At 50.7% G+C, this 14,098-nt stretch carries 12 protein-coding genes; 6 read left to right on the top strand and 6 right to left on the bottom strand.

Annotated features, from left to right (window positions below; translation table 11 throughout):
- Positions 1 to 150 precede the first annotated feature (150 nt).
- From uvrA to FPE01S_RS20210, 3 genes are read left to right on the top strand one after another with little or no spacing between them, the layout of a single operon-like run.
- The gene (gene uvrA / locus FPE01S_RS20220) at positions 151 to 2,952 is read left to right on the top strand and encodes an excinuclease ABC subunit UvrA (protein ID WP_046370907.1); all 2,802 of its coding nucleotides are present in this window, start codon (positions 151 to 153) and stop codon (positions 2,950 to 2,952) included.
- Positions 2,953 to 3,006: 54 nt separating this feature from the next.
- Positions 3,007 to 3,630, top strand: coding sequence for a hypothetical protein (locus FPE01S_RS20215; RefSeq protein WP_046370906.1), 624 nt, complete (start codon positions 3,007 to 3,009; stop codon positions 3,628 to 3,630).
- A gap of 8 nt (positions 3,631 to 3,638) precedes the next feature.
- A complete protein-coding gene (locus tag FPE01S_RS20210) occupies positions 3,639 to 4,355 on the top strand; it encodes a phytanoyl-CoA dioxygenase family protein (protein ID WP_046370905.1) in 717 nt (238 codons plus the stop codon).
- Positions 4,356 to 4,698: 343 nt separating this feature from the next.
- Here FPE01S_RS20210 and FPE01S_RS25170 read toward each other — a convergent pair whose 3' ends face one another.
- On the bottom strand, positions 4,699 to 5,124 hold the full coding sequence (locus FPE01S_RS25170) for a DUF4293 domain-containing protein (RefSeq protein ID WP_052956055.1): 426 nt from the start codon (positions 5,122 to 5,124) through the stop codon (positions 4,699 to 4,701).
- Positions 5,125 to 5,201: 77 nt separating this feature from the next.
- Positions 5,202 to 6,482: a serine hydroxymethyltransferase gene (gene glyA, locus FPE01S_RS20200; RefSeq protein WP_046370904.1), complete on the bottom strand. Its 1,281-nt coding sequence runs from the start codon at positions 6,480 to 6,482 to the stop codon at positions 5,202 to 5,204.
- A gap of 83 nt (positions 6,483 to 6,565) precedes the next feature.
- Here glyA and FPE01S_RS20195 point away from each other — a divergent pair, with 83 nt between their 5' ends.
- From FPE01S_RS20195 to FPE01S_RS20185, 3 genes are read left to right on the top strand one after another with little or no spacing between them, the layout of a single operon-like run.
- Entirely contained in the window at positions 6,566 to 7,564 is a 999-nt protein-coding gene (locus FPE01S_RS20195) for a sugar phosphate nucleotidyltransferase (RefSeq protein WP_046370903.1), read from the top strand.
- Positions 7,565 to 7,590: 26 nt separating this feature from the next.
- Positions 7,591 to 8,532, top strand: a complete 942-nt coding sequence (locus FPE01S_RS20190) for an NAD(P)H-dependent flavin oxidoreductase (protein ID WP_046370902.1) — start codon at positions 7,591 to 7,593, stop codon at positions 8,530 to 8,532.
- Positions 8,533 to 8,550: 18 nt separating this feature from the next.
- Positions 8,551 to 8,964, top strand: a complete 414-nt coding sequence (locus FPE01S_RS20185; RefSeq protein ID WP_083990360.1) for a carboxypeptidase-like regulatory domain-containing protein — start codon at positions 8,551 to 8,553, stop codon at positions 8,962 to 8,964.
- 80 nt (positions 8,965 to 9,044) lie between these two features.
- Here the strand turns inward: FPE01S_RS20185 and FPE01S_RS20180 are convergent, their stop codons facing one another.
- From FPE01S_RS20180 to FPE01S_RS20165, 4 genes are all read right to left on the bottom strand, one after another.
- Positions 9,045 to 9,962, bottom strand: coding sequence for a hypothetical protein (locus tag FPE01S_RS20180; RefSeq protein ID WP_046370900.1), 918 nt, complete (start codon positions 9,960 to 9,962; stop codon positions 9,045 to 9,047).
- An 85-nt stretch (positions 9,963 to 10,047) separates the two neighbouring features.
- A complete protein-coding gene (locus FPE01S_RS20175; protein ID WP_046370899.1) occupies positions 10,048 to 11,358 on the bottom strand; it encodes an ABC transporter permease in 1,311 nt (436 codons plus the stop codon).
- A 4-nt stretch (positions 11,359 to 11,362) separates the two neighbouring features.
- Entirely contained in the window at positions 11,363 to 12,298 is a 936-nt protein-coding gene (locus tag FPE01S_RS20170; protein ID WP_046370898.1) for an ABC transporter ATP-binding protein, read from the bottom strand.
- A gap of 79 nt (positions 12,299 to 12,377) precedes the next feature.
- Complete coding sequence (locus tag FPE01S_RS20165) at positions 12,378 to 13,940, bottom strand: NAD(P)/FAD-dependent oxidoreductase (protein ID WP_046370897.1); 1,563 nt, start codon at positions 13,938 to 13,940, stop codon at positions 12,378 to 12,380.
- Positions 13,941 to 14,098: the final 158 nt, after the last annotated feature.

Raw genomic sequence — 14,098 nt, 5'->3', positions numbered from 1 at the left:
GATGGGAAGAGTAGTAGTATTACTATAGGCGTGAGTTTTTGGTTTTTCGTTTAGGACGCTTATGACTACCAAGATAATATATTTTTCTAATAAACAATATTTCCCCAAAATTTTTTTTGAACCCGCCCTTCATACTTTTGTAATACTAGTATGAGCAATTCGATTTCTACCGCACCGCACAGGGTTCAGGACATTTTTATCAAGGGTGCAAGGGTGCATAATCTCAAGAACGTTGATGTAAGTATTCCCCGCAACAAACTCGTAGTGGTGACGGGAGTTTCAGGTTCCGGCAAGTCTTCTTTAACAATTGATACCTTATTTGCAGAAGGACAACGGCGTTATGCCGAAAGCCTAAGCGCGTATGCCCGACAGTTCCTTACGCGGATGGACAAACCCGATGTGGATTATATACACGGTTTATGCCCCGCGATCGCTATCGAGCAAAAAGTGATCACCCGAACACCTCGTTCGACCGTGGGGAGTATGACGGAAATCTACGATTACCTCAGGTTATTATACGCGAGAACAGGAAAGACGATCTCACCGGTATCTGGCCGCGTGGTGAAAAAAGATGACGTCACGGATGTGGTGAATGTGATCCGCAATCTTCCCAAAGGAGACAAGATCCATATTCTCGTTCCATTCCGTCAGCACCAGAACCGTTCGGTTGAAGAAGAGCTGAGTATTCTCCTGCAGAAAGGATTCAGCCGCTTGTATGAGGGCGGCGTACTTTCCATTGATGATATTCTTCAACAGATGGCGCAGGGTGACTACTGGAAACCGGCAAAAGGAAAGCAGGCCTACCTGCTGATCGACCGCCTCGTAGCGAAAGATTTTGAAGAAGATGACCTTCACCGGATTGCCGACTCTGTCGGTACCGCATTTTATGAAGGTGAAGGCGAGATTCAGCTGCTGGTCAACGAGCAGCAATGGTTGCCTTTCAGCAATCGTTTCGAACTTGACGGACTGGTATTTGAAGAACCGGTTCCCAATCTTTTTTCTTTTAATAATCCGTTCGGTGCCTGCCCTACCTGCGAAGGATTCTCCCAGGTGCTTGGAATAGACGAAGACCTGGTGATCCCTGATCGCCGGTTAAGCGTTTACGAAGGAGCAATCGCTCCCTGGAAAGGTGAGAAGCTTGGCTGGTGGAAAGAACAGTTTATCAAAGCTGCCAAAGCCAACGGTTTCCCGATCCATAAGGCCATCATCGACCTCACCAAAGAACAATACCGCCAGCTTTGGGATGGCGCAGGAGCAGCGCTCGGCATTCATGCTTTTTTTAAGGAAGTGGAGCAGAATCTCTACAAGGTGCAGTACAGGGTATTACTGGCACGTTACCGTGGCCGGACTATCTGTCCGGATTGCCACGGCTACCGCCTGAGGAAAGAAGCGCTCTATGTAAAAGTCGGCGGGAAACATATCGGTGAGCTTTGTGAAATGCCCGTCCGCGACCTCCAGACCTGGTTCAGTGAACTGGAACTTTCCGATTACGACCGTACTGTTGCCAAGAGGATCCTCCAGGAGGTGGAAACACGCATCAGTACGCTCATGGATGTGGGGCTAGGTTACCTTACTTTGTCAAGACTGGCCAATAGCCTCAGCGGCGGCGAGAGCCAGCGTATTCAGCTGACCCGCAGCCTGGGAAGCAATCTCACCAATTCGCTTTATATCCTCGATGAACCTTCAATCGGATTGCATGCCCGCGACACCAGCCGCCTCATCAAAGTGCTGAAGCACCTTCGTGACCTGGGCAACACCGTTGTAGTGGTGGAGCACGATGAAATGATGATGCGCGAGGCGGATTATATCATTGACATGGGGCCACTGGCCAGCCATCTCGGCGGGGAAGTGGTTGCAGCGGGAAACTATGATCAGCTGATCGCCAACAAGAACAGCCTGACCGGGAAATATCTTTCCGGTAAGCTGACCATCGATCCGCCCGCCAAACCAAGACCCTGGAAACGGTCCGTTACAGTAAAGGGTGCGCGGCAGCATAACCTGAAAGATATTGATGTTGAATTTCCCCTCGGCATTTTCACGGTGGTCAGCGGCGTAAGCGGCAGTGGCAAGACAACCCTTGTCAAGCAGATCCTGTATCCCGCCCTTCAAAAAATCAAGGGAGTGAGTTCGGAAAAGGTAGGATTGCATCGTTCGGTGGAGGGAGACATCGATTTTATTACCCAGATTGAACTGGTGGATCAGAACCCGATCGGCAAATCTTCCCGGAGTAACCCGGTAACCTATATCAAAGCGTACGATGAGATCCGTGATCTTTTCGCGTCTCAGCCGCTGAGTAAAATGCGCGGTTTTCAACCCAAACATTTTTCCTTTAATGTGGATGGCGGGCGTTGCGACGCCTGTAAGGGAGAAGGCGAACAGGTTGTGGAAATGCAGTTCCTGGCAGACGTCCACCTGACCTGCGAAGTATGCGGCGGCAAGCGATTCAAGGAAGAGGTGCTGGAAGTGACCTACCGCGAGAAAAGCATTTACGATATACTGGAAATGAGTGTTGATGACGCTATTGAGTTTTTTGCCGACGAGAAGGATGTTGTCAATAAGATCCGCGCACTCAGTGATGTGGGGTTGGGATATGTGAAACTGGGACAATCCTCTGATACATTATCAGGCGGAGAGGCGCAGCGGGTTAAACTGGCTTCCTTTCTGGGCAAAGGCCGTGCGCAGGGGCATATCCTGTTCATATTTGACGAGCCCACCACCGGCCTCCATTTTAACGACATCAAGAAATTACTGACCTCCTTTAATGCACTGATCGCCCAGGGGCATACCATCCTGGTGATTGAGCACAATACGGATGTGATCCGGTGCGCAGACTGGCTGATAGACCTGGGGCCCGAGGCCGGCGATGGCGGTGGAAGCCTGGTGTATGCGGGTGTGCCAGCGGGTATAGTGAAGGCGAAGGGAAGTGTGACGGGGAAGAGTCTGGGAGTTTAGTAGTTTGGTAGTTTGGTTGTTTGGTTGTTGATTTAATCGATATAACCTGTTTCTATGAAAAATATCATTGGATTATTTCTGCTGGCGACAGTCCCTTACTTTGTTGCCGGCCAACCTTCCGGTCGGGAACCAACTGCGAAGGAACAGGCGCTTATCAATAAAAGCCAGGATTGTGTCAAAAAGCCATCGCTATCCTTTGCTTCACGGATGAAGCGATTCCCTTTCAATAATGCGACCAGTATTCAACTGGTTTCCTTTCCGCATACGGGTGTTAAAGAAGATGGTAGCGAATACAGGGATAGTCTTCCGCGGCAAAAAGACACCGTTTGCTATGCAAAGCTTTCAGAAATTAAAACACTGACCCTGCGGCAGATTGAACGGCTGTCTGACCTGCTTGTTAATTACGGATTCAGGGGAGGCTACACGGTACCGAAAGGTGTTAACACGATCGGGTCTGTCCAAATGTGCTATAATCCCAGAAATGCCATCCTGTTCCTGGGAGAAGACAGGCAGGTGATCGCCTTTCTGGAGATCTGTTTTGAATGCAGGAGGTTCAGGGGTAGTCATGATGGGATGACCTTAGGAGAGGATTGCAATCAGAAATGGGCGCTGATCAAACAATTTTTTGCAGACGCAGGTATCCGGTATGGCGTCTCCAGGGAAACCAACGACAATTGAATTGTTGTATGCAAGCTGAAATTTCAAGGGATGGGTTTGAAATTGTAAATGGTATTTATGCGCCAGCTGAAATTGCCGCTATTGGTAATCTGTTGAAAAAGCAGGAATCTTCCCGTCCCACCTTTCGGCGTTCAACTGCATTATTTGCCGTCCGGCAATTGCTGAAGGAAATTCCTGCAGCCATCCCTTTGATTTTTACCCCTGCATTGAAACGGTTGATCGGGGACCGGGCCGGCAAAGGATATTTCCTGGTGAAGTCAATCTACTTCGACAAACCGCCTGCTTCCAACTGGTTCGTCGCCTTTCACCAGGACCTGACCATCTCCGTTGCTGAAAAGGCCGAAGCAACCGGTTTTGGCCCGTGGACCGTCAAGCAGGACCAATACGCAGTGCAGCCGCCGGTTGCTTTGCTGGAAGATAATATTACGGTGCGCATACACCTGGATGAAACAGATGAACAGAACGGCGCCCTTCACGTTGTTCCGGGGAGCCATTTATCCGGGATCAGGCGGGATTGCAATCAGGTTCAGCAGTCGGAAACAGTTACCTGCAGGGTTAGTTCGGGTGGTGTGATGCTGATGAAACCTCTGTTGGCCCACGGTACATTCCGCACCAGTAATGAAAAGGGAAGAAGGGTCATACACCTCGAATTCAGCCGGCAGGAGTTACCCGCTCCCTTGCAATGGTCGGAAAGGCTGGTTCCTGTTTCCACCCATAGAAGATGATCCGGGGCCAATCAGACCTGCATGCCACCTCAAAGGTAACTCGATGGTAACTCATTGGTAAGGGGATGCCAGGTGGACGCAACCGCGGATTTCGCATACCTATTGCAATGCCATTGCAGGACCATTCCAGCTTCAATCCGGTATCATTCCGGTAAAACAGGCTTTCGTGAATAGTTTCAGAGGAGCCCATTAGTCAAAACAGAGCTTTCGTGAGGTTTTGCTCAGTTAATCGATGTGATTACCTACAAGGCCCCGGGTATCTATAACCCAGGGGGTGAAACAGCCACACTTCCTTCGCCCACAGAAGCTTTAGCGTAGGTGGGTAAACTCTTCAACAACTAAACTACCTCAGCCTGTCCAGCGATTTGATCAGCTTCTCATCCTTCCTGATGCCACGCGCAGCCAGGAACAGGAAGATCACCATGGCAATTGGAAGCAGTCCGCCCCATTTATAGGTGCCTTGCATCAGGGGAACTGATTTCTTGAACCCTTCCACGGCATAAACCTGGAGGCCGATCACCACTATCGACAGCAGGGCGCCAATGATGGCCATATTGTATTGTGTGGGCCGTTTTTTATAGAGAAATATTGCAACAGTAGCCAGGCAGGCGACTCCGATAATGAGGGCGAAGCTTAACAGGCTCTCAGAAGCCAGGTAAGACCGGATCGATTTATCTGCCAGGGTTGCGCTGAACAAGGGAACCCGGGCCATCAGGAAGCCGCAAACAGCAGCCAGTGCCAGCCATACAGTTTGTATACGTTGGATCATAGCGTAAAGTTAACCTGACCAAAACTGGTCATGCATAAAGTTAACAGGAAGAAGTTAAAACAAAGAAGAGAAAACGGTTATCCGAGTTCGGGATATAACGGAAACTGTTCCATAAAGCCGTTTACTTCCTTGCGCACTTTAGCGATCAGTGCCTCGTCGTCTGCATTCATCAATACCTGGTCAATGGCATTCACCACAAACTCCATATGGTTTGCCAGCATACCGCGGCTGGTGATGGCCGGTACACCCACCCGGATTCCGGAAGTCACAAATGCGCTCTTGTCGTCAAAGGGCACCATGTTCTTGTTCAGGGTGATCTCTGCCTTGCCCAGCACCTGTTCGGCCTTTTTGCCGCTGATATTCTTATTCCGGAGATCGATCAGCATCAGGTGGTTGTCCGTTCCGCCGCTGATGATCTGGTAACCGCGATCATTAAGCGCTTTGGACATGGCCTGGGCGTTTTCGACGATCTGTTTCGCATAAGCGGTAAAGCTGTCGCTCAGCAATTCACCGAAGGCAACTGCCTTGGCAGCGATCACATGTTCCAGCGGACCGCCCTGGGTGCCGGGGAATACCGCCATGTCGATCAGGTTGCTCATGGGACGGATATTGCCCTTGGTATCTTTCAGGCCAAATGGATTGTCACCGTCCTTTTTCATCAGGATGATGCCGCCACGGGGGCCTCTCAGGGTTTTATGCGTAGTGGAAGTCACAAAATGACAGTGGTCAAAGGGAGAGCTCAACAAACCTTTCGCAATGAGTCCTGCAGGGTGCGCCATATCGCACATCACGAAAGCGCCGACTTCGTCAGCCACCTTGCGGATGCGGGCATAATCCCAGTCGCGGCTATACGCGGAAGCGCCGCAGATGATCAATTTGGGTTTGTGATCCCGGGCCTGTTTTTCAAGCATCGCATAGTCAACGCGGCCGGTTTCTTTTTCCACCCCGTAAAAAACGGGATTATACAGCTTTCCGCTGAAGTTGACCGGTGATCCGTGGGTAAGGTGACCGCCCATTGACAGGTCGAGGCCCAGGATGGTGTCACCCGGTTGCAGGATGGCCAGCATCAGGGCTGCATTAGCCTGGGCACCACTGTGCGGTTGCACGTTAGCGTATTCGCAACCGAATGCTTCCCTGATACGGTCGATGGCGAGTTGTTCTACCTGGTCAACTACTTCGCAACCTCCGTAGTAACGGCGGCCTGGGTAGCCTTCAGCGTATTTGTTCGTCAGCACGCTGCCCATAGCCTGAATGACCTGGAGAGAAGTGAAGTTTTCTGAGGCAATCAGCTCGATACCGTGCCTTTGTCTTTCCAATTCCTTGCGGATCAAATCGAAGACCAGAGCGTCTTGTTGCATGCTTTTTAAAATTTGCCGCAAAAATAGGTAATTTACGCCCAGTTGAGGCCTGTCATCCTATCGGCCTTTGAAAAAACCTCCGGATGAAAGCGATTATTCCTGTAGCTGGTGCCGGCACCAAACTACGTCCCCATACTTATACACAACCCAAAGCCCTGATCCCGTTGGCAGGGAAAACCATTCTCAGCATTATCGTTGACCAGCTGGTCGACGCAGGCGTGAATGAGTTCATTTTTATCATCGGGTACCTGGGGGATAAGATCCAGGATTTTGTGCGGGAAAAATATCCTGACCTCAACACGCATTTTATCCAGCAAAACGAAAGGCTGGGTATCGGGCATGCGATCCTGCTCACACGTGACCTGGTACAGGAAGACGAGGTGATCATTGTACTGGGCGACAGTATCTGTGAATATGATGTAAGGGCCGTGATCAACAGTGAAAGCAGCCTGCTTTGTGTAAAGCGGGTGGACGATCCGCGGGATTTCGGTGTGGCAGAGATCAATGAAGATGGCCAGATCACGAGGGTGGTGGAAAAGCCGCAAATACCCAAGAGCAATATGGCGCTGGTGGGCATCTACCGGATCCGCGAAACCGGTGTGCTGTTCAACTGCCTGGACAATAATATCCGCGACAATGTCACCTCATACGGGGAGTTCAACCTGACTGATGCACTTGAATGCATGATCCAGCGCGGGGCGGTGATCCGATCCTTCAAGGTGCAGAACTGGTTCGACTGCGGGAAGAAAGAAACCCTGCTGGAAAGCAACGCCACCCTGCTGCGGAAAATGGGGCAGTCCATCGCAGACGAACAGCAGTTTGAGAATACCATCATTGTTCCGCCGGTAAGCATCGCTGCAGGATGTGATATTTCCAACAGTATTATCGGTCCCAACGTTGCCATCGGGGAATGTGTCACGATTACCGACAGCATTATCAAGGATTCGATCATCGGTGCCTTTTCTGACCTTAAAGACATTGTGCTGACGCATTCCCTGATCGGTTCAGATACCGAGGTCAGGGGCGAAAGCAGGAGCCTTAATATTGGTGACAATACAGATATAGACCTCGGAAAGCGGTAGGTCTTTTATCCATAAAACAACAGGGAATGTTTGAAAACAATCGGATCTGCCGGCTGTTCGGCATCCAGTACCCGATAGTTCAGGCCGGCATGGTGTGGACAAGCGGCTGGCGGCTGGCCAGTGCAGTCAGTAATGCCGGTGGCCTTGGCCTGATCGGCAGCGGAAGCATGTATCCGGAAGTATTGCAGGAACATATCCGGAAGTGTAAGGCAGCAACTGACAAGCCTTTTGGGGTGAATGTGCCGCTTATGTATCCTGATATTGAACGGATCATGGAGATCATCATCAAGGAGGGGGTGAAAATAATATTTACGTCGGCAGGCAACCCTGCAACCTATACCGGCATTCTGAAAGAAAAGGGGCTTACCGTTGTTCATGTAGTGGGTAGCAGCAAATTCGCGAGGAAAGCAGAAGCGGCTGGTTGTGATGCCGTAGTCGCCGAGGGGTTCGAAGCAGGTGGCCATAACGGCCGGGAAGAGACAACCACGATGGTGCTGATCCCGGCTGTGCGGGCTGCTGTAAAAATTCCTGTAATTGCGGCAGGGGGCATTGCAACGGGAAGGCAGTTATTGGCGTCAATGGTGCTGGGAGCGGAGGGCGGACAAGTAGGAACGAGGTTTGTGGCCAGTGAGGAATCCAGTAACCATCCGGCCTTCAAAGCAGCCGTAACGGCCGCGGAAGAAGGCGATACCCTGCTGAGCCTCAAAAAGCTGGTTCCGGTCCGCCTGTTGAAGAATGAATTCTTCCGGCAGGTTGCAGCAGCTGAACAGCGTGGTGCTACACCCGAAGAACTGAAATCATTGCTTGGCCGTGCCCGCGCCAAAAAAGGGATGTTTGAAGGTGACCTGGAAGCCGGTGAACTGGAGATCGGACAGGTCAGTGCGCTGGTAAAAGATATTCTTCCAGCTGGAAAAATTGTACGAATTTTAATGGAAGAATTCCTGGATGCTGTGAGAAACCCATTCTAAACCAACCAAAGCAGGAATATGAAATTTCGTTCAATGATTGCTGTTATGCTCGGCCTGACTGTTGCACAGGGTGCCGTAGCCAATCCGGGTAACGATTCCCGGAATGAGGGCGTCATTCACGGATATGTAGTGGATGCGGTCACCAAAAAACCAGTTAAGGGCGTTGTCGTATCAGCAGTGGTTGGAAAGACTTCCGTCAGCAAAGAGGTTTCTACAAATGCAGATGGCTATTTCAGGATCAAGCAATTGCCGAACGGCGAGATGTCGATCAAATTCGACAAAAAAGGCTATAAGTTTCTGCGGAAAGAATCTGTAAAAGTGAAGGACGGTGGTGTTGTTAAAATGAACGTGGATATCTATGTTGAATCTGATGAATACCTGCCATCTGATCTCGAACATCCTACATTAAGACTTATTGAAGGAATTCTTTAGGACATTATATTGTATCAAAGAAGCGGGCGATCTGTATTCAGATCGCCCGCTTTCGTTACTGGAGGTTACTTCCCGATGGGTTAGTCGACATTATCGGTGTCCACCTCGAACCGGTCATTTTCATTGAGGATTAAGGTATGCGGGTGACGGAAGTATTTTTTGTATTTACTGACAATATTTTCCGGTTGTTCAACGCCATCTATGGTTAGCGTGCCGGTATCATAGCGCACCCGGTAGTTGCGGCGATCTTTGATCAGGCCGGAGCTGATCATGTCGTCGGTCATGGTTTTATAACCTTCGAGTTCAATCCTCGCGTCTTTCAAGCCGTTTTCCGCTTCCTGCAGGCTTTTGCGAATTACACTCTTCTGGTCTTTGAGATTGATGCGCGCCTGGTCGAGCTCCGCTTTCAACCGGAACGATTCCTTGTCCATCTGTTTGCGAACCCGGTCCATTTCCGCTTTCAGGTCTGCTGTCCCATTATTTTTCCAGTCCTTCATCGCCTTTTGTGATGCTGCCAGGGCTTCTCTGATTTCTTTATCCCAATCTCTTTTGGACATTTCACGCTGCACTTCTTCCTGTGCCCTGGCCATTTGCTGTTCCAGGTGTTCCATATCAATTTTCTGAAGCAGTTTTTCTTCGTCCAGCTTTTCCATCTGTTGGTCAAGCTGGGCCATTGCCTTACGGACCTGCTCATCTATTTCCGCAGTGTTGAGCCTGCCCAATGCATTTTCCATTTCTGCTTCGATCTTATCCCAGTTCTTACCGGAGATTTCGCGCTGCAGTTTTTCCTGGGCTTTACGCAGTTCTCTTAACTGGCTATCCAGGCTCTTTCCCGGAACGGTATCCCGGTTGACGGGTTGCTGGTCGGCCTGGTACGTCTCATAGGTGAGGGAAGCGCAGTGAACATAACTTTCTGTCCAGCTGATGGATCCGAGGGCAATACTGAAAAGAATTCCCGACAAGGCCCGGTGGCGTGCGGTTTGGCTGAATGTAAACATAGTGCAGGTTTGTTGTTACGAATGATTTCGTAATAAATATACGATCGTTTTCGTAATGGGAAACCCTTTGGGAAGAAATTAACGTTTACCCTTTACGGAAAGCCCATCGCAGCATTTCTTTCCACGTGGGTTTCTTACCATACATCAGGATCGCTGTACGGTAGATTCTGCCGGCGAGCCAGGTCGTTCCTAAAAATCCAAGTACGAGGAATGCCAGTGACAGCAGCAATTGCCAGGCGGGAACGCCATAGGGCAACCTGGCCATCATCACGATGGGGGAAGAAAGGGGGAACAGGCTGCCGAACAATGCGAGCCCGCCATCAGGATTATTCAGCGCCTGCGTCATGATCACAAAGGAAAAAATGATGGGCATGGTGATGGGCAGCATGAGTTGCTGCGCATCCTGCGGGTCTTCATTCACTGCACTCCCCACTGCTGCGAACAGCGAAGAATAGATGAGGTAACCGCCGAGGAAATACAGAATAAAGCAGAGCAGGATCAGGGGCATATTGGCATCACCCATATACTGGGAGAGTTGTTTCATGGCATTTACCATTGGAGAGGAACCTGTCATGGCGCCGGGAACGCCGGGTGCCTGTGCGGCAACCTGGTCGCCCATGCCCGGGAAAATGAGTGGTAACAGCAATTGAAGGCCAATGACCAGGGCGATCCAGATCAGGAACTGCACCAGCCCGACCGCACCGATGCCAAAGATCTTGCCCATCATCAGCTGAAATGGCCTGACACTGCTGACGATCACTTCAGCAATACGGCTGGTTTTTTCCTCCATGACGCCGCGCATCACCATGGCGCCGTAAATAAATAGGATCATATAGATCAGGATACCGCAGAAAAAGCCCAGACCGTAAGCGAAGCCGGTGCTGTCACTTTTTCCTGCTTTGGTAACACGCAGGGGAATCTCCGTGCGGGCACTGTCCATCGCTTCAAGGGTAACACCCGGAGCGAGGAGGCGTTGCATTCTTATCTTTTCGATTCCTGCGTTCAGGCGGCGTTCGATGTTTTCTTTGGCCATGAGCCCAACGCTGCTGAGTGTTACCAACTCGAGGCTGTCGTGTGCATCGGCTTTGAAACTGTCTGGCAGGAGGATGAATCCATTATACTGTTTGTCTTTCAACAATTGTTGCAGGGCAGCCGGATCTTTTTCGTTCAGGTAACTGAAGCGGAGGCTCTTGTTGTTTTCCAGTTTACCGGTAAGTGCATTGTTGCCACCTGCAATGGCGATATGCAGGTCGTCTTTTCCTTTGATGCTGAAGTAAATGATCAGACCATACAGACCAAAGATGATCACCGGCAGCAGTATGGTCGTCAGCAGGAAGGTCTTTTTCTGTACGCGGGTCAGAAACTCGCGGCGGGCTATGATAAGTATCTTGTTCATGAAATCAGGAGAGGTTGTTTTGGAAAGCTCTGGTAGTACTTTGGTTGTCGTTTACCAAACGGATGAAGATGTCATTAAGGGAAGGCAGGATCTCGTTGAATGCACGGATGGTAATGTTCTGCCGGATGAGATCAGACAACAATGCGTTGGTATCGTGCTGTCCATTGAGCTGGATGGTAAATTCTGACGCATCCTGATCCAGGATCCGGTAATCCTTGCCGGGCGGAAGTGTTTGTCCTTCTGCGGTTTTAACCAGGAACCGGTGTTCCTTGAACTGTTCTTTGATGGTGCCGACGGCACCGTCCAGCACTTTCCTGCCTTTGTTGATCAACACGATCTGGTCACAGATCTCTTCTACTTCAGCCATGCGGTGTGTGCTGAATATTATGGTGCAGCCACGCTCTGCCAGTCCGTGGATCTCATCGCGGATAAGATTGGCGTTCACCGGGTCAAGTCCGCTGAAGGGTTCATCGAGGATGATCAGTGAAGGTTCATGCAGTACGGTGGTGACAAACTGAAGTTTTTGCTGCATTCCCTTACTAAGGTCTTCTACTTTGCGGTTCCACCAGCTTTCCATGCCGAATTTCTGAAACCAGCGTTTTACTTTTTCGAGGGCTTCCTGCCGGTTCAGGCCTTTCAGTTGTGCGAGGTAAAGGACCTGCTCACCGATTTTCATTTTTTTATACAGCCCGCGTTCCTCGGGCATATAGCCAATCCTGAGAATGTCTCTTTCTGCTTCGAAGGGCCGGCCTTCAAATATGATCTGGCCTTCATCGGGGTAAAAGATTCCGGTGATCATGCGCAGCAGGGTGGTCTTCCCTGCGCCGTTTGGTCCAAGCAGTCCGAAAATGCTTCCGCGTGCGATAGAGAAGCTGATATCATCTACCGCTTTCTGGGAAGCATAATATTTTTTGAGGTGGTTGACTTCAAGCAGTGCCATGCAGGTTTTTTTAATTAGATGCGAAGTAAGATGTCTTATTACAACGAAATGCAAATTTTTCCCGCGGCAGAGAATATACCTACTGACCGGGAATAAGTTGCTGAGTGATGGCTAAGGCGCATTTTTCTCCATCCATTGCAGCGCTGACAATTCCGCCGGCGTATCCGGCACCTTCACCTGCGGGATAGAAACCTTTGATCATCGGATGCTGGAGGGTAACCGGATCCCGCGGGATTCTGACAGGGGAGGAGGTACGTGATTCGGTAGCTACTACAACGGCCTCCCTGCTCAGGTAACCTTTCATTTTCTGACCAAACGCACGAAAGCCGCCTGCAAGGGCTTCATAAACAAATGGTGGCAGTACCTCCCAAAGCGGCGCAGGTGAAATGCCGGGCAGGTAAGAGCATTCGGGCAGGTCGGCGGAAATGCGCCGGCTAACGAAATCGGACAACCGAAGTGCCGGTGCAACAAACTTTCCACCTCCTGCCTGGAAGGCGCGTTGTTCGACCGCCTGCTGGAAAATCATTCCGCTGAGTGGTCCATGCTGATTGCCGAAGTCGGCAGCTTCTACGGAAACTACCATTCCCGAGTTGGCGAAGGGGTTGTTCCTTTTGGACGGGCTCCAGCCATTGACCACGAGTTCACCGGGAGCTGTTGAAGCGGGCGCGATGATTCCACCGGGACACATACAGAAAGAAAAAACACCCCGGTCGTTGACCTGCTGTACCAGGCTGTAGGAAGCCGGTGGGAGATAATCACCCCGCGTGGAACAATGGTACTGGATAGAGTCGATCAGTTCCTGGGGATGTTCCACACGCACACCCAAAGCAAAGGGTTTAGCCTCAATGCCGATGCCCTGCCGGTGAAGGCCTTCGAAAACGTCACGGGCGCTGTGGCCTGTTGCCAGGATAATGGCTTCTCCCTCAAATCGGTTGCCCGAAGCTGTTAGCGCTGCGTGGAATTTTCCACCGCGTACGTCATATCCCACAACCTTTTCTTCAAAATGAAACTCACTTCCTCCGTCCAGGAGCTGCTGACGCATGGCGGAAATGATCTGGGGCAGTTTATTGGTGCCGATATGGGGATGGGCGTCGATCAGAATGCTTTCATCTGCGCCGAATTGTACAAAAAGCTGCAGGATTCGGTCGATACTGCCACGTTTATTGGAGCGCGTGTACAATTTGCCGTCGCTGTAGGTTCCGGCGCCGCCTTCCCCGAAGCAATAATTGCTTTCAGGGTTGATGATACCTTCTTTATTCAGCAGGGCGAGGTCGCGGCGACGGGCGCGGACATCTTTACCCCGTTCCAGGATCACCGGTTTGATGCCTGCTTCCATCAGCCGCAGTGCAGCGAATAATCCGCAGGGGCCTGCGCCTGCAATAATCACCCGCGGGGCATCCGGCGGAAGCTGGTCAAAGCGGATGGTGGGATGCGAACGTTCCACGAACGGCTCATCCACATAGGCTCTCACGGTAAGGTTGATGCGTACCTGGCGGCTACGGGCATCAATGGATCGCTTCAGCAAATGATAGCCAGTTATATTACCTGCCTTGCGCGACAGGGCACTGGCAATATAACCGCGAACGACTGACGGATTGTCGGCCTCCTGCGGTGTGACCTGCATTTGAAGCACTTGTATCATGGACCGTGTTTAGTTAACTTTGCACCCCCAAAAAATGCCATTCGTAAATTAAAATATTTGTACCTTTTATTGTTCCCGTATGCCAGATTCCTTAAAACAGTACAGGTTGGTCAGGCTGCTTTTTTGCCTTATGGCAACAGGCGTCATTTTGCCTGCCT

Source organism: Flavihumibacter petaseus NBRC 106054 (assembly GCF_000974785.1).
Classification (GTDB): Bacteria; Bacteroidota; Bacteroidia; order Chitinophagales; family Chitinophagaceae; genus Flavihumibacter; species Flavihumibacter petaseus.
The sequence above is the reverse complement of the archived record's forward strand: the minus strand, read 5'-3'. Positions and strand labels throughout refer to the sequence as shown.

Coding starts and splice junctions, on each gene's coding strand:
- uvrA (WP_046370907.1), top strand. CDS start 151: ATGAGCAATTCGATTTCTACCGCACCGCACAGGGTTCAGGACATTTTT.
- FPE01S_RS20215 (WP_046370906.1), top strand. CDS start 3,007: ATGAAAAATATCATTGGATTATTTCTGCTGGCGACAGTCCCTTACTTT.
- FPE01S_RS20210 (WP_046370905.1), top strand. CDS start 3,639: ATGCAAGCTGAAATTTCAAGGGATGGGTTTGAAATTGTAAATGGTATT.
- FPE01S_RS25170 (WP_052956055.1), bottom strand. CDS start 5,124: ATGATCCAACGTATACAAACTGTATGGCTGGCACTGGCTGCTGTTTGC.
- glyA (WP_046370904.1), bottom strand. CDS start 6,482: ATGCAACAAGACGCTCTGGTCTTCGATTTGATCCGCAAGGAATTGGAA.
- FPE01S_RS20195 (WP_046370903.1), top strand. CDS start 6,566: ATGAAAGCGATTATTCCTGTAGCTGGTGCCGGCACCAAACTACGTCCC.
- FPE01S_RS20190 (WP_046370902.1), top strand. CDS start 7,591: ATGTTTGAAAACAATCGGATCTGCCGGCTGTTCGGCATCCAGTACCCG.
- FPE01S_RS20185 (WP_083990360.1), top strand. CDS start 8,551: ATGAAATTTCGTTCAATGATTGCTGTTATGCTCGGCCTGACTGTTGCA.
- FPE01S_RS20180 (WP_046370900.1), bottom strand. CDS start 9,962: ATGTTTACATTCAGCCAAACCGCACGCCACCGGGCCTTGTCGGGAATT.
- FPE01S_RS20175 (WP_046370899.1), bottom strand. CDS start 11,358: ATGAACAAGATACTTATCATAGCCCGCCGCGAGTTTCTGACCCGCGTA.
- FPE01S_RS20170 (WP_046370898.1), bottom strand. CDS start 12,298: ATGGCACTGCTTGAAGTCAACCACCTCAAAAAATATTATGCTTCCCAG.
- FPE01S_RS20165 (WP_046370897.1), bottom strand. CDS start 13,940: ATGATACAAGTGCTTCAAATGCAGGTCACACCGCAGGAGGCCGACAAT.